The sequence below is a fragment of the Dokdonella koreensis DS-123 genome (assembly GCF_001632775.1).
In the GTDB taxonomy this organism is placed as follows: domain Bacteria; phylum Pseudomonadota; class Gammaproteobacteria; order Xanthomonadales; family Rhodanobacteraceae; genus Dokdonella; species Dokdonella koreensis.
On the sequence record NZ_CP015249.1, the window covers coordinates 356833 to 375411 of the forward strand.

At 68.7% G+C, this 18579-nt stretch carries 12 protein-coding genes; 4 read left to right on the plus strand and 8 right to left on the minus strand.

Translation table 11 applies throughout. The features are described from left to right. Positions 1 to 36 precede the first annotated feature (36 nt). From I596_RS01410 to I596_RS01420, 3 genes are all read right to left on the minus strand, one after another. Positions 37 to 1188 (minus strand): Kelch repeat-containing protein, encoded by a 1152-nt coding sequence (locus tag I596_RS01410; RefSeq protein WP_190278959.1) that lies wholly within the window; start codon positions 1186 to 1188, stop codon positions 37 to 39. A 213-nt stretch (positions 1189 to 1401) separates the two neighbouring features. After that, on the minus strand, positions 1402 to 3894 hold the full coding sequence (locus tag I596_RS01415) for a winged helix-turn-helix domain-containing protein (RefSeq protein WP_083965279.1): 2493 nt from the start codon (positions 3892 to 3894) through the stop codon (positions 1402 to 1404). 33 nt (positions 3895 to 3927) lie between these two features. Then, on the minus strand, positions 3928 to 4974 hold the full coding sequence (locus I596_RS01420) for a hypothetical protein (RefSeq protein ID WP_067643116.1): 1047 nt from the start codon (positions 4972 to 4974) through the stop codon (positions 3928 to 3930). 65 nt (positions 4975 to 5039) lie between these two features. Here I596_RS01420 and I596_RS01425 point away from each other — a divergent pair, with 65 nt between their 5' ends. Then, positions 5040 to 5723, plus strand: a complete 684-nt coding sequence (locus I596_RS01425; protein WP_067651265.1) for a DUF2461 domain-containing protein — start codon at positions 5040 to 5042, stop codon at positions 5721 to 5723. 76 nt (positions 5724 to 5799) lie between these two features. On the opposite strand, the gene I596_RS17940 is transcribed toward I596_RS01425, so the two are convergent. The 5 genes from I596_RS17940 to I596_RS01440 form a co-directional block, all read right to left on the minus strand. Next, entirely contained in the window at positions 5800 to 6603 is an 804-nt protein-coding gene (locus I596_RS17940; protein ID WP_083965280.1) for a hypothetical protein, read from the minus strand. Positions 6604 to 6880: 277 nt separating this feature from the next. Beyond that, positions 6881 to 7390, minus strand: a complete 510-nt coding sequence (locus I596_RS18340) for a hypothetical protein (protein WP_150131960.1) — start codon at positions 7388 to 7390, stop codon at positions 6881 to 6883. 234 nt (positions 7391 to 7624) lie between these two features. Beyond that, entirely contained in the window at positions 7625 to 8158 is a 534-nt protein-coding gene (locus I596_RS17945; protein WP_083965281.1) for an OmpA family protein, read from the minus strand. Between the two features lie 20 nt (positions 8159 to 8178). Beyond that, complete coding sequence (locus I596_RS01435) at positions 8179 to 13164, minus strand: RHS repeat domain-containing protein (protein ID WP_083965282.1); 4986 nt, start codon at positions 13162 to 13164, stop codon at positions 8179 to 8181. A gap of 395 nt (positions 13165 to 13559) precedes the next feature. Further along, positions 13560 to 14897, minus strand: coding sequence for a hypothetical protein (locus I596_RS01440; RefSeq protein ID WP_067643128.1), 1338 nt, complete (start codon positions 14895 to 14897; stop codon positions 13560 to 13562). Between the two features lie 180 nt (positions 14898 to 15077). Between I596_RS01440 and chrA the strand changes: the two genes are divergently transcribed. From chrA to I596_RS01455, 3 genes are all read left to right on the plus strand, one after another. Beyond that, entirely contained in the window at positions 15078 to 16298 is a 1221-nt protein-coding gene (gene chrA, locus I596_RS01445) for a chromate efflux transporter (RefSeq protein WP_067643131.1), read from the plus strand. Between the two features lie 149 nt (positions 16299 to 16447). Beyond that, the gene (locus I596_RS01450) at positions 16448 to 17701 is read left to right on the plus strand and encodes an efflux RND transporter periplasmic adaptor subunit (RefSeq protein ID WP_067643134.1); all 1254 of its coding nucleotides are present in this window, start codon (positions 16448 to 16450) and stop codon (positions 17699 to 17701) included. Positions 17702 to 17789: 88 nt separating this feature from the next. Next, positions 17790 to 18569, plus strand: coding sequence for an ABC transporter ATP-binding protein (locus I596_RS01455; protein ID WP_067643137.1), 780 nt, complete (start codon positions 17790 to 17792; stop codon positions 18567 to 18569). Positions 18570 to 18579 lie beyond the last annotated feature (10 nt).

Consider the following 18579-nt stretch of genomic DNA (forward strand, 5'->3'; position numbering starts at 1 on the left):
CAGCCGTTCCGGTTCCGCGTTGGCTTGCGCCGGACGCTAGTCCTCGAACCCATCCGCAAAGATCGTCTCACTGGCCGGTACGAACAGCTCGGCCTCGCCGGTGGGTTCCTGGCCGTCGCCGAACCAGCCGCCCATGAACAGGACACGGCCGTCGGCCAGCCGTTCGGCGCGGCCGCCGGAGCGGGCGACCATCATCTGGCCAGCTTCGGTGAAGGTCTCGGTGGCCGGATCCCAGATCTCGGAGGTGGCCTCGTAAAGCAGCTCGCCGCCGGTGATGCTGCCGCCGGTGACCAGCACGCGGCCGTCGGCGAGCAGGGTGCCCATGGCGTTGGCGCGCGGGCGGTTGAGTGTGCCGGCGGCATGGAACGTACCGGTGGCCGAGTCCCACACATGGGCTTGCGTGGCGTAGTTCCAGTCGCTGCCGAAACCGCCGAACACCAGCACGCGGCCGTCGGCCAGCAGCACGGCGCAGTGGTCGCCGCGGGCGTCGGGCAGGTCGCCGGTCAGCGAGAACAGGCCGGTGGCCGGGTCGTAGATCTCGACGGTGGCCAGCGGGCCGTCGTCGTTGTAGCCGCCGACGATCATCACGCGGCCGTCCGGCAGCTTCAGCGCATGGCCGTAGGTGTCGCGCGGATGGACCAGGCTGCCGGTGGCGACGGAGGTCTGGGTGGCGGGGTCGTAGATCTCGGAGTTGCCCAGTGTGCCGTCGGTGAAGTTGAAGCCGCCGGTCATCAGGATCTTGCCGTCGTCCAGCCGGGCCACGATGCCGACATAGCGCGGCGTCAGCACGGTGCCGCCGTCGGAGAACGTGCCGGTGACCGGATCGTAGATCTCGACGGTGTCGAAGATGGTCCCGCCGTCGGTGCCGCCGCGGCCGCCGGTGACCAGCACGCGTCCGTCGGCGAGGCTGATGGTGGTCGGGCGCATGCGGCCGTCGTTGGCGTCGGCGCCGGCGGTGAACGTGCCGGTGGCGGGGTCGTAGATCTCGGTGCTGGCCAGGATGTCGCCGGGGGAGGAGATGCCGCCGTACTGGAACACGCGGCCGTCGGGCAGCACCACCGAGCCTTGATGGGCGCGCGGGGTGATCATCGGGTCGGTCGCCACGAAGGCGCCCTGGGCACCCACGCTGCCCGTGGCGGCCAGCCAGGCGCAGGCGCCTGCAAGGCCGGTTGCGGCCCAACGCTTCATCAGTGTCATCTTCGGATCTCCTCGATCGTCGCGGTGCCGCGACGCCAAAGCCGCGGATCGCCGCCGACTATGGACGTCCAGACGGCCGCGGGCATGCCGGTTGCGTGAGCAAACCGTTTGGACGCGATGATTCGCCGGTGGTGGGCGGTCGGCAACGGTGCGGGGACGGTGTGTGGCTACGGAACGGCGTGTGCGTGCTGCGCTGCAGCGCGATCAGCGGCCAGCGGTCGCCAGGTGACGACGCGCAGCGGCCGCTTCCATCTGCAGGCCGTCGCCGCGCGCGACGGCGGGCGGCTCGGGCACCGGCGTGTCGGTGGCCGGCGGGGGAGCGAGCAGGGCCGGCGGGATGCGGCGTTCGCCGGCCAGGGTGCGGGTGGATTCGAGCGCGGCCAGCCAGGCGCCGGGCTGGCCGATCGCGCGGTACAGCGCCACCTGCAGCAGGGCGGCATCGAAATCGGTGGGGGCCCAGGCGGCGACACGGCCGGCGACGATGCTGGCGCGGGCGTGGTCGCCGCGCGCGATCAGGTGGCGGGCATAGGCATTGGCCGCCAGCAGCAGGTCGGCCGGTACGCGGTAGGCGTCGGCGGTGGCCAGCGCGCGCTCGAAGGCGGCCTCGGCGGTTGCGTCGTCGCCGGCGGCCACGGCGCCGTCGGCCTCGATCAGCGCCAGGCGGATGCGGGCGGCGGCGTGGTCGCGCTGCCGTCCCCAGGTGGCGGCGGCCTGCGCCACCTGGGCGGCTTCGGCATCGAGGCCGGCCTGGCGCAGCGCGCGCCAGTTCAGCAGGAAGGCGGCGGCGCGTTCGATGGGGTCGTCCTCGTCGGTCACGGCCAGGGCGCCGCGGGCCTGGATCACGGCGTCGGCGGCATCGTCGCGGACCAGGGCGAGCTGGCCGGCGACCAGCGGCAGCCAGCTGCGCGTCTGCTCCAGCAGCAGGGCCGGCTCGGCGGCGGCGGTGGCTTCGAGTGCGTCGACGATCGCCTGCGCCTCGGCCAGGTGGCCGGTGGCGGCCAGGCCGCGGGCGCGGGCCAGGTCGGCGTAGTGACGGCGGCGCGGGTCGCCGACGCGTTCGCCCAGCTCGGCCAGCCGCGCGTTCTGGGCCAGTGCCTGCGCCGGTTGCAGCAGGGCCAGGTGGGCATAGACCAGGCCGACGCGGGTGTGCAGCTCCTCGATCAGCGCATGGAAGGCCTGCAGGCGCTCGGCCGCGCCGGCCAGCACGGGCAGGGCGTCGGCGGGCCGGCCGCGGCTGATGTCGAGCAAGCCCTGGTAGGCATCCACGCGGGCCAGGGCCAGGCGGTCGCCGGCGGCGGTGAAGGCGACGCGCGCCTGGGCGTAGTCGGCCAGTGCCTCGTCGTAGCGGCGCAGGCCGCCATGGCCGCTGGCCAGGCCGATCAGCGCGCGGCCCAGCTCGAATGGCGCATTGGCACCATCCAGCGCCCGCACGGCGGCCTGTGCCTGTGCGATCACGGCCAGGTTGTCGCCGCGCACGTAGGCGAGGTTGCTGAGGCCGTTGTGGATCTTCGCGCGCAGCACCGGCGTGTCGGTGGCCGGCACGTCGCCGAGCAGGGTGTCCCAGGCGGCCTGGGCAGCGTCCAGGCGGCCTTGCAGGAAGTCGATCTGCGCCATCTGGTGGCGGACCTCGGGCCGCTGGCGCTGGTCGGCGCTGGCGGTGGCCAGGCGCTGGCGCGCGGCATCCAGGCGGCCGGCCAGCAGCTCGGCCTCCACCTGCTGGATCAAGGCGGCGAAGGCCTTCTCGGCATCGTCCGCCGCGGTCGGCGGCGGCTGGAAGCCGCTGGCGCGCGCGAACTGGTCGGCGGCCTGGCGTGCGGCGTCGAGCACGTCGGGCGCCTGGCCGACGGCGGACACCGGCGGTTGCCGGCCGTCGGCGGTGACCAGGGCCACCACCCAGCCGTTGGCGCCGGTCTCGGCGGCCACGGACACGGCGCGGGCGGCGCCGGTCAGGCGCAGCAGTTCGGCCAGCGCGGCGGGCTCGGCCGGGTCGCCGTCCAGCCGCTGTGCCAGCGCCACCACGTTGTCGCTGGGCACCACCGCCTGCCCGGCCGCACGCAGGCGGCCGGCCACCAGGTCCATGACGCCCAGGCGCATCCAGCCGTGCTCGCTGCCGGCCTGTACCCGCGCCGGCAGTACCAGCACGTCGCTGGCTGGGCCGGCGACGGCCGGCGGTGGCGCGGGCGGCGGCGGGGCGACGCGGCCCAGCGTCCAGCCGAGGATCGCCAGCAGCACGGCCGCGGCGGCGGCCAGGCCGAGCCGGAGGCCGGCGCGGCGACGGGGCCCGGCAGGCGGCGCGGCCGTCACCGGAAGGGTCGGTATGGCATCGGCCGGCGATGCGGCGGCCGGTGGGGGCGCAGTGTCCGCCGCCGGCATGGCGGCGGACTCCACGCTGACCGGCAGCGACCAGTGGTAGCCGAAGCGCGGCACGGTGCGGATCGCCTCGCCGGTGGTGCCGTCGCGCAGCGCCCGGCGCGCCTGCAGGATGGCCTGGGCCAGCGCGTTGTCGCTGAGATCGGCCTTGCCCCAGACCGCCGCGATCAGCTCGTCACGGCCGACCGCGCGCTGGCGCTGCTCGACCAGGTAGCCGATGCAGTCCAGCGCCTTGGGCGGCAGCGCGACCGGCGTCGTGCCGTGCCACAGCACGCGCGTGGCCATGTCGAGGTGGAACGCGCCGAATCGGTAGAGGGACTCTGCCATGCGGCGACATATGCGCGGCGGTGGCCGCGGCTGTCAACTGCGTGGCGGTGCGGCCGCGGGCGTGTCGAGCCAGGCCTGCCAGGCGCGGTCGAGGGCGTCGAGCGTCGAAGGCAGGCCGTAGTGGTCGCCTTCGCGGGCCAGCCACGCGCCGAGATCCTCGCCGCCGGCCGTGGCGGCGGCGATCGCGGCGAACACGTCGGGCCGGCCGCTGGCGGCGATCAGGAAGTCGGCGAACACGCGCGCCTGCGCATAGAACGCGCTGGCGCCACCGGCAAGGCGCCGGGCCGCTTCGCCGGAGACCACGGTCACCGTCGAGCCCGTGCCGGCCGGCCGCTCGGCGCGCACACGCGCGGCCAGCGGATGGTCCATGGTCACGAAGCGTGCGAGCGGAATCGGCGTCTCGTCGGACGCCTCGCCCCGGCGGATCTGCGCGAAGCGCGTGCGTCGCCCGTCGGCCATCGCCGCGTCCTCCATCAATACGGCGGCGGTCTCGTCGAGCCAGTCCGGCGCCGGACCGCCGTAGTGCGCGGTGGTCGGCGCCGCTGCGTCGGGTCGCCGCGGCCAGTGATCCTCGATCAGCCACAGGTGGCCCAGCTCGTGCCGCACCGCCGAGCGCAGCGTGGTGTCGCCGTCGGGACCCGCACTGCCCGCGGCGGCGAGCGCCCGTGCCACCGCCGCGTCGATCGCCGCCGCCGGCGCGCCGGCCAGCTGCCGCTCGACCTGGGCACGGATCTTCGGTTCCAGCGCGCGCTGCCGGTCGGCGGCGTCGATCCAGGGCAGGACCCAGGTAAGGCCCGCCGCCCGCAGGCGTCCGCGAACCGCCTCACCGACCGGCGTTGCCGAACCGGCCGACACCAGGGCGCCGCGCGGCGGGGGCCGGCCGAAGTGCGTCCGATAGGCGGCAGCCGCGGCCTGCTCGTCCTCGGCCAGGCGCCGAACCTCCTCGGTATCACGGCCGTAGATGATGCCGGCGACGCCTTCGCGGCAGACCAGGGTGCCGAGCTCGGGCAGCGGCGGACACGAGACCGGATCGGCCGCGGCAATCAGGAGGCTCAGCAAGGTGGCGGGATGCGGGGTCATGTCCGGCGTCGTAGTGGGTACCGGCGGGTATGATGCGCAGCCGCCTCCAACCGTCGCACCGCGCCATGTCCCGTTACTTCTCGCCCGCCACGTTCCGCTTCTTCCGCGACCTGGCCGCCCACAACGATCGCGCCTGGTTCGCCGAGCACAAGGCGCGCTACGAAGCCGACGTGCGCGAGCCGTTCCTGCGGCTGGTCGGTGACCTGCAGGCGCCGCTGGCCAGGATCAGCCCGCACTTCGTTGCCGATCCGCGCAAGCAGGGCGGGTCGCTGTTCCGCATCCACCGCGACACGCGCTTCGCCAACGACAAGACGCCGTACAAGACCTGGTCCGGCGCGCGCCTGGCGCACGAGCGCGCGCGCCAGGTGCCCGCGCCGTCGTTCTACCTGCACATCCAGCCGAGCGATTGCTTCGCCGGCGGCGGCATCTGGCATCCGGAGCCGCCGACGCTCAAGAAGATCCGCGAGTTCCTGGCCGACAATCCCGCCGCCTGGAAGAAGGCCACGCGCTCGCGCGCGTTCGCCGAGCGCTTCACGTTCTGGGGCGAGAACCTGACGCGGCCGCCGCGCGGCTACGACCCGGCGCACGAGCTGATCGAGGACCTCAAGCGCAAGAACTTCGCCGCCGGCACCGGCTTCACGCAGGCGGTGGCCTGCTCGGACGAACTGCTGCCGACCCTGGTCGATACCTTCCGCCGCATCGCGCCGATGATCGACTACCTCTGCGCGGCGCTGGATCTGGAGTTCTGAGGGGCATCGGACGGCTTCTCGGTTTGAGAAGAGTTGCGTTGCAGCGCTCGAGCGCCGCAGGACCGGTGATGTCTAGTTAGACAGTGCGCTGACGGTTGTCAGCCACGCTCGCCGGGTTCTTCCACAGCAGCAACCGGCCGGCCTGGCTGTAGAAGTGCATCGACGTGCCAGAGCTCGTCGTGGTGCGCGTGCGCTGGCCGAGACCGTTGTAGGTGAAGCTCTCGGTATCGGCACCGACCACCGCCGATCGCACCCGGTGGGCCTCGTCCACGACGATCGCCGTCGTGTTAGGCAGGAAGCCGGTCGCGCTGGTGCGGCTAGTTGCACTGCCGAGGGCGTCGTAGGTGTAGCCGATGACGGCGGTCGAGGGCGCGGCCGGATCGATGATCCGCGTCGGGCGGCCGTCGGCCGCGTACTCGTGCCGGTGGTTGCGCCCGTCGGGTGTCTTGTGGGTCGTGCGCAGGTTGTTTTGCAGGTCGTAGTCGTAAGTGAACGTACTGCCGTTGTAGGTGTAGGTCGCCGTCGACACAATTGGATCATCGATCTGCGCAGCCTGAGTCCGCTCGCGGCGCGCAAGAAACACCGTGCCGTGGCGCCGATCATGGCCGAGATGGTCAGTTTCCTGCGCGCGTATCGAGACCGACCGCCTGAGCCAAAACGTGCTGGACGGCAGCCGGCACAGCCGCCGACACGCGTGCTGGGAATCAGCACCAGTACCACGCGTCAGCAACTGGCGCAGGCCGCCGCAGATACGGGCGTGACGGACGTTACGCCTCACGTGGTGCGTCACACGATCGCAACGCACATGCTCCGGGCGCGCACCCTTGGTTGTCGTGTCGCGCATGCTCGGGCATCGCAGCATCAGAACAACGGTGGACATTTACGGCCACCTTGCGACGACCGATCTGGAACCGACTGCGATGGCTCTCGACGAACTCATCCGCACAGCCCTTGCCGCGAACATTCCAGAGGCGAGCGAGGACCTTGCATCATTCCTGACTGAAATCTGCTCGACCACACTTAACTGAGGCAAGGCCGCTCCGGGCGAACCGCGGGCGCATGGTGAGCATGCTTCCGTTACCCGCCAACTATTCCGCACCTATTTTAACTAATTTATTGTATTCCAAAGAATTGCACTTGGAGTGTTAATTCAACCCTCATAGGCAACCTTCTATGTAGCGAATGGACTCTTCCGTCCCTGCATAGAACTTTGTGACCAATCGTCCATCGGTTTCAAAGCGGATGCCGTAGCGGCCGTCGGGCGACCGAAGGGTCAAGTAGTGTCCTTCGGGACCAGTATACGCGTGCGATTCTTGGACGAGTTTGCTGCCGTATAGGCGCTTTAGCTCAGACTCGGACGTTCCGACACCTGCGCCAGAAATAGTAGTCACGCCAATCTCATATACATCAATGCGTGCCAAACTCTCATTGAGCATCATTAGGATCACGCCCTCGGGGAGGCCGCGACCCGCCGCGTAGTAGCAGCCTTCCTCTTCTGCTTCCGGAGCGACATGCGTCAGCGGAGCGCCAAGCGCGCGAACAAGTGCCTGCTCACTCATACCAACGCGAGCCTTGCCGATGGATGTGAAGGCGACTCGCTGAGGGCTGGCGGCAAACGCTGATCCCATCGCAGTAACCATCATTGCGAACACGACGAACTTGAACATGAACTCTAGCACCATCAATTTATGCCGAACCGCGAAGCATCGATTTGAACGAATTCTTAAGTTCCAAGACTAGAAACTACGAACACGAATCCAACTGAGCCCGCGCTAAGCAAACTATAGGTAGCCCGGAGGGGGCATGCCCTCACCAAACGAGAAGGCGACGTATCCCTCCCGGGGTGCGAGGCCGGAGAGGATGAACACTACAAAAATGGCTAGTTGGGTTCTTCGTGCAAATTATTCATACCACCGACCAGTTCTTCCCGGTATTTTTACGTCAACGACACGAATTTCCGCCCTGCGATTGCTTTGCCTCTGTAGTTCCGTATGGCTTAGATCGACAGGATCTCCAATCCCGCGCCCCATGTGCGCATATAACTGATCCTCGTTCACACCATTTGATTTTAGCCATTTGTAAACGAGCAGTGCGCGGCGCTCAGAAATCTCATTGCATTCAATTCCGGAACATTCTTCTTTGTCGGAAAATCCAACCACCCCGACTCTCAAATCCTTATGACTATTTAGAAAATCAGCAACACCTTTCAGTGAGTCGCGAACATAATCTTCGTTGGTCACGGAGTCCATCAGCCCAACTCTCGGCTTTGGCGCCCCACCTCTAAAATAAATTACATCGAACTCAAAACTGGCAGGATCGATAACTTTTGCACCATCAAGCGACTCCGCTTTTGCATTAGACGAAGCAAAGAGGCTCATCATTGCCATAGCTGCAATGAGAAAGAGGCGGAACGTATGGCTAATCAAGTAAATCATCTACTAACCCTCTCGTACTGCTAATTGCATGACGCAGACTGAGGAACTGGCGCGCATGAACTGTTTACAGAGTCATTAGCAGCGTCCAGAATTCCTCGCTCTTTAATGCCATGAATAGGCGTCCAGAGTCGGCCACTTCCTATATAATTTATTCCTTTATTAAATAACGCTTCGCTTATATAGGAATTTATCTCCGTCTGCATGCGCTCCGCTCTGGAATTAATTGACCTTCCTCGTCCAATATTATCTGCCGCATGCTGGCCCTCGTGAGCGATAGCACCACCCAGCCTCACCGCGTAATCTCCGCCGCCACTAATGTTATTCTTGCTTATTCTTATTTGTGTATACGCTTTTCCCGACTCACCATCCGTCAAATATTGAGCGCTCCCCCCATCTCTGCCCGCGGTATCCTCGAAGCTTATACGGACACTATCATCACCTTTTTCACCAAACGCAGAGACAACGGCTGCCAATGTTTTTCTCTCAATGTTACTTAGCCTAGAGCTTTCAGATGCTTGTTTAACCGCACCTAAGCCCGCCTCAAAATTCTCGCACTGTTTTCCACTGGCGGAGCACGTCCATCGCCCATCTGGATCAACGTACTTGTACGGATTGTTGTTTGCGTACCAATACCGATTGAAGCTTCCCGGGCTGGTCGCGACCGGATCGACCGCCAGGAACCGCCCCGCGTAGGGGTCATAGTAGCGCTGCTGCATATAGGTCAGCCGGGTTGTCCCGTCCTGGTAGTGACCCGCGAACTGCAGCCCGCCCCAGAACGCACCGCCCGCCGGGGCACCGTACGGCTCCCAGTGCGGACTGCTGCTCACCAGCGTCACCGGCGTCACGCTGGTCTCCGCCAGCAGGCTGCCGAGGTGGTCGGTATGCACGTACACCGGGCCGGTCGAGTGCCGTCTCGCGATCCGCTTGGTGCCCAGGTAGATGTTGTACTGCTGGCTCTTGGCCACACTCGCTGGGTTCTCCCACAGCAGCAATGTGCCGTCCTGGCTGTAGAAGTGCATCAACGTGCCAAAGCTCGTCGTGGAGCGCGTGCGCCGGCCCAGGCCATCGTAGGTGTAGGTCTCGGTGTCGGCACCGACCGTCGCCGACCGTATCCGGTTGGCATCGTCCACGACGATCGCCGTGGTGTTCGGCACGAAGCCGGTCGCACTGGTGCGGCTGGTCGCGTTGCCGCGGGCGTCGTAGGTATAGCCGATGACGGCGGTCGAGGGCGCCGCCGGGTCGACGAGCCGGGTCAGGCGGCCGTCGGCCGCGTACTCGTGCCGGTGGTTGCGGCCGCCCGGCGTCTCGCGAGTCGTGCGCAGGTTGTCCAGCAGGTCGTAGCCGTAAGTGAACGTGCGGCCGTTGTAGGCGTAGGTCGTCGTCTCTACCCTGTCACGCGCGTCGTAGGTCATGCTGCGCGTGCGCGGCTGGATCACCGAGGTGCGCGTGTCGGTGATCGAGGCCACGTTGCCGTTCGGGTCCCAGGCATAGCTGTCCTGCACGTAGGTGCCGTGGCTGACGGCCTGCGGCAGGCCGCGTGCGTTGGGCGTCATGCTGTACGTCACCCCGTTGCCGTAGGTGAAGCCGGCGATCTCCCCGTTCGGGTGGTAGGTGGCGTTGGTGGCGTAATTGATGCTGCCGGGCATGCCCACCGCCTGGGTCGGCTGGCCCAGCCCGTTCGGCGCGTACTCCACCCTCAGACCGTCCGGGTAGGTCAGGCTCGCCGCCTGGCCGCGGGCGTGCCAGCCGTGCGTGATCGTCCAGCTGCCGGCCGCCAGGCCCGTCAGCGTCAGCGTCTCGGTGAGCGGCAGCCGCCGCCGGGTATAGGTGTAGGCGCGCGTCGAGCCGTCCGAGACCACGGTGTTCAGCAGGCCGTCGGGCGTGTAGGTGCGGAAGATGTTCGGCGTCGACGCGCCGCTGTAGAGCGTGTCCTTGAGCCGGTTGCGGGCGTCGTAGGTCAGGTTCGCCACCCCCGGCAACGTACCGGGACTGGTGTTGTTGCACGTCGTCGTCCCGGTCAGCGTCTGGCCGGTCGCCAGCCACTGGACATTGTCGGCCAGGTCATAGGCCACGATCGTTGCGCCCGACTCGGGCTCCACCGTCTTGCACAGCCGCTGGGCCGTGTCATAGACGTAGCTGGTCGTGCGGCTCAGGCCGATCGGGGTGCTGGTGCCCGGGTAGGTGTAGCTGCCGGTGCGAACCATCGAGGTCGGTGCGCCCAGCACGTTGCGGTGAATCGTCGTGGTGCCGAAGACATCGTCGATCTGGTACGGCGCCTCTTCGCTGGGCTGGTCGAACACCTGGTACCGCGTCGTCGTGACGAAATTGCGCGGGTTGGTCACCTGCTTCTCGAAGCCGGACAGGTACGCAATCTGGGTATTGAGATTCCCCAGCTCGCTGTTGGCCTGGATCAGCGTCGGCCGCCCCAGCGCGTCGTAGGTCGTCCAGGTGCCCGTCGTGCTCAGGCCCGCGCTCGGGTAGGACGCGAAGGTCTCCCGCCCGGCATGGTCGAAGCCGCGCGCCACGTAGCGCCGGGTCAGGCCATTGCTGGTGTCTTCTTCCAATGTCGTCACCGGTCGCCACAGCGCGTCCAGATCGACCGTCTTGCGACCGGTGCCGGTCGTGACCGTCTGCCGCCAGTGCGTGCCGCTCACGCCCAGGCTGCTGTCGGTGGTCGGCACGAAGGCGACCGTGGTCGGCGTCCAGGCCACCGTGTCGCCGGCTGGATAGCTGATGCCCGACAGACGCCCGTCGTTGGTGTAGCTGTAGCTGGTCGTGTAGCCGGCCTCATTCCTGACGGAGGTGATCTGCCCGAAGGCGTTGAGGGTGGCTTCCTGATAGGTTCCGTCGGCGTAGGTGATCGTGCGCGGCACGCCGCGGTAATAGTTCGTCAGCGTCGTCTGCTGGCTGGCGCCGTCCTGCACCCAGTGCAGCATGCCGTCCGCGTGCCAGCCCAGCGTGCGCTGCGGCGTGCCGAAGCGCGTCTCGGTATTCCGGTCCAGCGTCGCGGCATGGTAGGTGTACGACTCGGCAGCCGCCCCGAACCCGCTGATCGTCTTCGTGCCGATGCGGCCCAGGATCCACACGTTGGCCGCGCCACCGGCCGTGCTCGTCTTGTCAACGTAGGTGATCGTTTCCGTCCGCGTGTAGCCCAGGCCGCTTGCGCGGGTCACCTGCAGCGGCCGCGCGAAGCGGTCGAACTGGCCCACCGGCGTGGACGCCGTGAACGTCACCCCCTGGCGCGTCTCCGAGCGCGACGTCACCGGCCGGATCAACTGCTGGATGTCCTCGTTGGTGCCGCTGGGAAAGCCGTAGCGGTTCGGAAACGGGCTGGCCGTCCCGGTGTAGTAAACCGTGTCCGTGCTGGCGAGCAAGGTACCGGTGGTGCCGGCCGCATGGGTCTCGGTCCCCAGCAACCGGCCGAAGTTCTCCTTGTACTTGATCCCGAAGCGGTACCGCTTCTTCGTCGCGTCCGGTTCGGTCACCTGCACCCAGCGCTCGGCGGGCTGTGCACTGCAGGGCGCCGTGGTGCTGTTGCACATGCCCGGCCAGCCCACGGTCGGGGTGCCCGCGTCATAGAAATACTGCCAGGTCAGCGGCAATAACCCGGCGCCGCTGAGCGTCTTGGTCTGCAGCGCAAAGTTGTCCGCGAAGTACGGAATCAGCAGCTTGAACCTGGGAACGGGCCCGCCGGGGTTGAGGCAGCCCAAGCCCACATCGACCCCCGTCCGCGCCAGCCGGTGGTAGTCGAATACAAAGTCCCCATGGGCACCGCCCGGATGGTCGATCTTCACCTCGTAGTAACCGGTGTCATTCGGCGGACCCGTGCAATTGGTGGTGCTGCCGTCCCAGATCTGAGGCTGGATCACCCGGTCGCCGACGTACTCGTAACTCCAGCGCGGCCGCAGGCCGGTGGGAATGTCCACGTCGGTCGGCAGGTAGACGTACCGCAAGCCGGACGTGTACTCGTAGGTCCACGTGCGGCCGTGCGCCGTGGCGCTGGTGACGCGGTTGTCGGTGTAGGTCAGCGCGATCTGGCGATCGGGGATCGTCGTTTCTCCGACCGGATAGGAGCGGATAAGGGTCGGATAGCCGCTGCCGTTGTAGCTGTATTCCACCCGGTTGCCGTAGCGGTCCTCCACCTTCGAGGCCAGCAGGTAGCGCCGCTGGCGGGTCTGGTTGGTGAACCCGTACGTCGTGATCCACGGGATCCGGAGCGTGGTTATGGTCCGACTGACCAGGGTGTCGAAGGTGTACTTCGTGCCCTCCGGCGTGATCATGTGGAACGTCTCGCCGCTGGTCCCGACACTGCAATGGAAGACGCTGTGGTCGCTGGTGGTCCAGCGGTAGGTCGTCCCGTCGGTCGGATGGAGCGTCGAACCGCTGCCCGGCAGGTAGTACAGCTCGCTGTCGATGCCGCCGGGCACGTGCACCGACACGCCCGACCAGAAGTCCTCCAGCCGGATATCCCCCGTGACGACCGGCTTGAAGGGGGTACTGCAGCGGCCCGACCAGCCGTCGGACGCCGGCAGCGTGGCCACGATGTAGGGCACATCGACATCCCAGTTGCCGAAGCCGCCGAAGATCTGTTCGCCCACGCCCAGGCGCGTGATGCTCAAGCGCCGCCGCAGTTGCACCGGCAGGCCGTTGCCGGGCACGTCGATGTCCACGTTGGTGAAGCTGGTCTGGCCGTCGTGCAGGTTGACGCTGTCGCCCAACAACTCCGAGGTCAGCGGCGAGACTTCCTGCGCGCTGCGCAGGCGGTCGGCGTACTCCTGGAACGGAGACGCGTACGCGCCGCCACGCACGCAGGTCTCCTCGTCGTCATCGTCGCCGGTGCATTCCCGTTCGGAGACCGCCGCTGACGGCGCGTCCGCGCCGGGCGGCCCGACCGGCGGCGCCGCCACGCCCAAGACCGGCACGGCCAGTGCCAGCAGACCCCAAACCGCAACGATCAGTCCCCCGGAGGGACGAAGTCCACGCAACACTCGGTCCGGCACGGACATGCAACACTCCTTTGCAGGCCGGACCGATTCCTCTCGGCGATGAGGCACGGCGCGTTGCGCGCCGGCCCGAACGTCTCAACGGAGAGCCGATCCGATGCCTTGACGATGACGCCGGGGTGACCCCCTGTGGGCTTCCCTGCAGCGTGGACCGACCTTAACCGACAAACGGCGGACGGGAAAGCACTGCGGCGCGATGCATCGTCACGCGCGGTGATGGCACGCGGCGCATCCCCGTTTCGCCCGCTGCGGCGCACAGGCCGGTTTCTTTTGGACACGGAACGTCGATCGGAGGAGCTTTGGCGGCGCTTCTGAGAAGCGCTATCCAGTCCACCCATGAAGTGCATCGCACCGGGTTTGGTCGGATCGAGGAAGCGACGCTCGACGCGACCTGCGGCTCACTCGAACCCGCTGCGCAGGATCCGGTCCGGCTGCATCAGCGCATAGGTTCCACCCTGGATCAGCGTGGCGGTGACGGACTGGTTGGCCAGGTTGATCGTGGCCGGGTGCTCCTGCCAGCCGATGCCGGCCTGGCCGCAGCCGGCGGTGGCGCGGTAGAAACGGTAGTTGGCGGGATTGACGCCGTGCGGTGGCAGGTGACCGGCGAACGAGTAGTACAGCGTCAGCGCACCGCCGAAGACCGGCGCCGGCAGGCGGGCGTCCTCGCGATGGGCGGGTTGCACCAGGTCGAACGCCAGCCTGAACTCGATGAACGGGGCGGACGGCAGGCAGGTGGGCTGCTCGAGCTTGAGCGGTGCGTAGACATAGCCCGTACCGATCAGGAAGAACGCATCGTCGGGTAGCCGCATGTCGTAGAGGTACATCGGCGGCGTGGTGCCGGTGCTCAGCGGCGTATGGCTGCCGCCGACGGCCTGCGGCCGGTAGCCGAGGTCCATGAACACCGATCGGGTGTCGGCGCCGAAGCGCGTGTCGAAGGCCTCGCGCAGCTGCGCCACGCTGGTCGCCCGGCCGTGGTAGCCCAGGCCCTGCTGGTAGAGCGTGTCGATCCGTTCCATCGCGAAGCGGAAATCGGCGTCGCCGGCACCGAACTGCCGGCACAGCGCCGGGATCATCGGTGCCATGTAGGTCACCAGCGACTCGCTGCAGGCGCCCTGCGGCAGCGGCACCTCGCCGCTGATGACGTAGGACCAGTAGCGCACGAAGTCCTCGTACGAATAGCGGTGGCGCAGGAAGAACAGGCTGTGCGCGTATTCATGGACGATCAGCGTCTGCGAGCTGGGCAGGCCGGCGGCTTCGGGCGTGAAGTAGTCGATCTCGCCGGCCTGCTGCTTGTCCCAGAGGAACAGGCAGGCGTAGGCGCGCATCGGCTGGCCCACGGCGTCGCCGTAGGGCCGGTAGGTGGAGGCATAGCCGGCGGCACCCGGCTGGACCGGGCACACCGCGTTGCTCTCGAAGAAGATGTCGACCGGGCGCAGCTCTTGCAGCGTTTCGATGCCGGCGAGATCCCGCAGTTGGGCCTTGGCCGCGACGAAGCCGTTGGCGGCGGCCTGCAGGGTCGCCAGCGGAATCGGGCAGGGGGTCTGGCAGGCGAAGCGCCAGCCGGGATGGGCGGGCTCGACATAGATGGTGTAGGCGTGGCCCAGCAGCGTGTCGCTGCCGGCGAGCAGCGTGGCGGTGGCGGGTCCGGCGGCGAACAGCAAGGCCAGCAGCAGCGCGATGCGCCCCGGCAGCGAAACGGGGCGGACAGGGGCGGCGGACAGCGGGAACCGGTTCATGGCGGGTACCTCGAGCGGGGCGGCGGGCGACGCGGCGGGGTTGCCGAAGCGCGTGCCTGTCCGGGGATACGGCAAATCCGGCGGCGGGCGGACATGGCCAGCCGGTGCGCCTCCGCTACACCGCCGTATCCGGCTGCTACGATCGGGCCCCGCGCGCGGACGGCCCGCCCAGGCGATCGTATGGAACCGGCTATCCACACGCCGCCTCGGCGGACCGCACCGACCGGCGAAGCCGGCGCGGTCTTCGTCGCGTTCCTGCTGCTGGGCCTGACCGCGTTCGGCGGGCCGATCGCGCACATCGGCTATTTCCGCGAGGCCTTCGTCCGCCGTCGCGGCTGGCTCGACGAGGCCACGTTCGCGCAGCTGCTGGCGGTCTGCCAGTTCCTGCCGGGGCCGGCCAGCAGCCAGCTGGGGCTGGCGATCGGCCTGCTGCGCGCCGGTTGGAAGGGCGCCGTGGCGGCGTTCGCCGGCTTCACGCTGCCTTCGGCGCTGCTGATGTTCGTCCTGGCGCTGCTGGCGCCGCGCTTGGGAGCGGCCGGCGCGGTGCTGGTGCACGGCCTCAAGCTGGTCGCGGTGGCCGTGGTCGCCAGCGGCACGCTCGGCATGGCGCGCCAGCTCACGCCGGATGCGCCGCGGCTCGCCATCGCGGCGCTGGCCGCCGCGCTGGTGCTGTGGCTGCCGGTGCCGTCGATGCAACTCGTGGTCATCGGCGGCAGCGCGGTGCTGGGCCTGGCGCTGTGCCGGCAGGTCCGGGCGCCGGCCGCGGTGGCGTTTCCGGTCCGCTACGGACTGCGGACCGGCGCCGTGCTGTTCGCCGCCTGCCTGCTCGGCCTGGCGGCGGCGCTGCTGCTGCCGGCGTCGCCGTCGGCCTCGATCGGTGGCCTCTTCGCCGCGTTCTACCGGGCCGGCGCGCTGGTGTTCGGCGGCGGGCACGTGGTGCTGCCGCTGCTGCAGCAGGCGACGGTCGATCCGGGCTGGATCGAGCCGCCGGTGTTCCTGGCCGGCTACGGCGCGGCGCAGGCGGTGCCGGGGCCGATGTTCACGCTGGCGGCGTTTCTTGGCGCGGCGGCGCTGCCGGATGCGCCGGCGGCGGGCGCGGCGGCGGCCCTGGCCGGCATCTTCCTGCCGGGCTTCGCGCTGCTGCTGGCCGTGCTGCCGGCTTGGTCGCGCCTGGTGCGGGGCCGCCATGCCGGGCCGGCGATGGCCGGCGTCAACGCGGCGGTGGTCGGGCTGCTCGCCGCCGCGCTGTACGACCCGGTCTGGACCACCGGGGTCGCGGGGCCGGTCGATGCGGCGATCGCGCTGGCCGGTTTCGCGCTGCTGACGTTCGCCCGGCTGCCGCCGCTGGCCGTCGTCGCCGGCTGCCTGGCCGCGACGGCCCTGGCGACCTGGCTGGCCTGAGCGGCGGCGGACTGAACGGTTTCGGCCTGCGACCGTCCGCTGACGGACACCGGTCCGGGCCCGGAGCGTCCGCTGGCCGGACGTGCCTTGCAGAATCAAATAGTTGGACGGTTTTTCAGGGCTGGCATGGCTCCTGCTGTAGCGAGGGCATGGACATCGCACGCCCCGAACTCAAACTCAAGAAGCGCCGCCGTCAGTTGCTGATCGGTGGCATCGTCGCCGCGCTCGTCACCGCTGCCGGTGTCGGCATCGCCAGCCTCGGTCCCGCCGTCGCCTCGGTCGAGCGCTCCAGCGTCCTGGTCGATACCGTCAAGCGCGGCGAGCTGCTGCGCGAAGTGCGCGGCCCCGGCACCCTGGTACCCAAGGAGATCCGCTGGATCGCCGCGGAGACCTCGGCGCGCGTGGAGCGCATCGTGGTCAAGCCGGGCGCGGCGGTAGAGCCGGACACGGTCATCCTCGAACTCAACAACCCCGAGGTGGACGACCAGCTGCTGGCCGCCAAGTCGGCGGTTACCGCGGCCGAGGCGGACCTGGCCGTGCGCCGCGCGACGCTGCAGTCGACCCTGCTCGACCAGAAGGCGAGCCTGGCCCAGGTGGAGGCCGAGTACGAATCGGCGCGCCTGCTGGCCGAGGCCGAGGCCACGCTGACCGGCAAGGGCATCATCCCCGGCATCCAGTCCAAGCGCAGTGCGCTGTCGGCCGGGCAGCTCAAGACGCGCCTGGGCATCGAGCACGAGCGCATCGAGCAGTTCAGCCAGAACATGCGCGCGCAGATCGCCGCCGACCAGGCCCGCCTGGACCAGCTGGCCGCCACGCGCGACCTGCGCCAGCGCCAGGCCGACGCACTGCAGGTGCGCGCCGGCATCGCCGGCGTGCTGCAGCAGGTGCCGGTGGAGGAGGGCCAGCAGGTCGCCGCCGGCGCCAACCTGGCGCGCGTGGCGCGGCCGGGCGAGCTGATGGCGGAGCTGCGCATCGCCGAGACGCAGGCCAAGGACATCGTGCTGAACCAGCCGGTGCGCGTGGACACCCGCAACGGCATCGTGCCGGGCAAGGTACTGCGCGTGGACCCGGCCGTGCAGAACGGCACGGTGCAGGTGGACGTGGAGCTGACCGGCGACCTGCCGCCCGGCGCGCGTCCGGACCTGTCGGTGGACGGCACCATCGAGATCGAACGGCTGCCCGACGTGCTCTACGTCGGCCGGCCGGCCTACGGCCAGCCCGATTCGGAAGTGCGCCTGTTCCGCGTCGATCCGGCCAGCGGCATCGCCGCCCGCGTGCCGGTGCGCCTGGGCAAGGCCTCGGTCAACCTGATCGAGGTCCAGCAGGGGCTGGAGGTGGGCGACCGTGTCGTACTGTCCGACACCAGCGCCTACGACCAGCACGACCGTATCCGCCTCAAGTGAAACCTCTGCCTCAAGCGAAACCCGATCCGCTTCCCTTCACCGCAGTCCCGCCGCGATTCGCGCCGGCCAACAACCCGTGAGCCAAGCCATGACCAACGATCCGCTGATCCGCCTGGAAGGCATCAAGAAGGTCTTCTTCACCGACGAAGTCGAGACGCATGCGCTGTCGGGCGTGCACTTCGACATCGGACGCGGCGAGTACGTGTCGATTTCCGGCCCGTCCGGCTGCGGCAAGTCGACCCTGCTGGCGATCCTGGGCCTGCTCGACACGCCGAGCGAAGGCACCTACACGCTCAACAACCGCCAGGTGGCCGACATCGGCGCCAGCGAGCGCGCGCAGATCCGCAACAAGGAGATCGGCTTCGTGTTCCAGGCGTTCAACCTGATCGGCGACCTGTCGGTGTTCGAGAACGTCGAGCTGCCGCTGACCTACCGCGACGGCGTGTCCAAGGCCGAGCGCCGCGAGCGCGCGATCGCGGCGCTGGAGCGGGTCGGCATGGCCCATCGTGTCAAGCACTACCCGGCGCAGCTTTCCGGCGGCCAGCAGCAGCGTGTCGCCGTGGCGCGTGCGCTGGTGGGCCAGCCGTCGATCCTGCTGGCCGACGAGCCGACCGGTAACCTCGATTCCAAGAACGGCGAGGCGGTCATGGAGCTGCTCGACGAGCTGCACAAGGCCGGCTCCACGATCTGCATGGTCACGCACGATCCGCGCTATGCCGACTTTGCCGATCGCAAGATCTTCATGTTCGACGGCCGCGTGGTCGACGAGGCGACCATGCACCGGCTGCGCCACGAGGAAGACCAGCGCCTGATGCGGCCGGCCCGCGCGGCGGCCGCTGCCGCCGCGACCGGCGGCGGCGCGGCCTGATCGCGGCGCC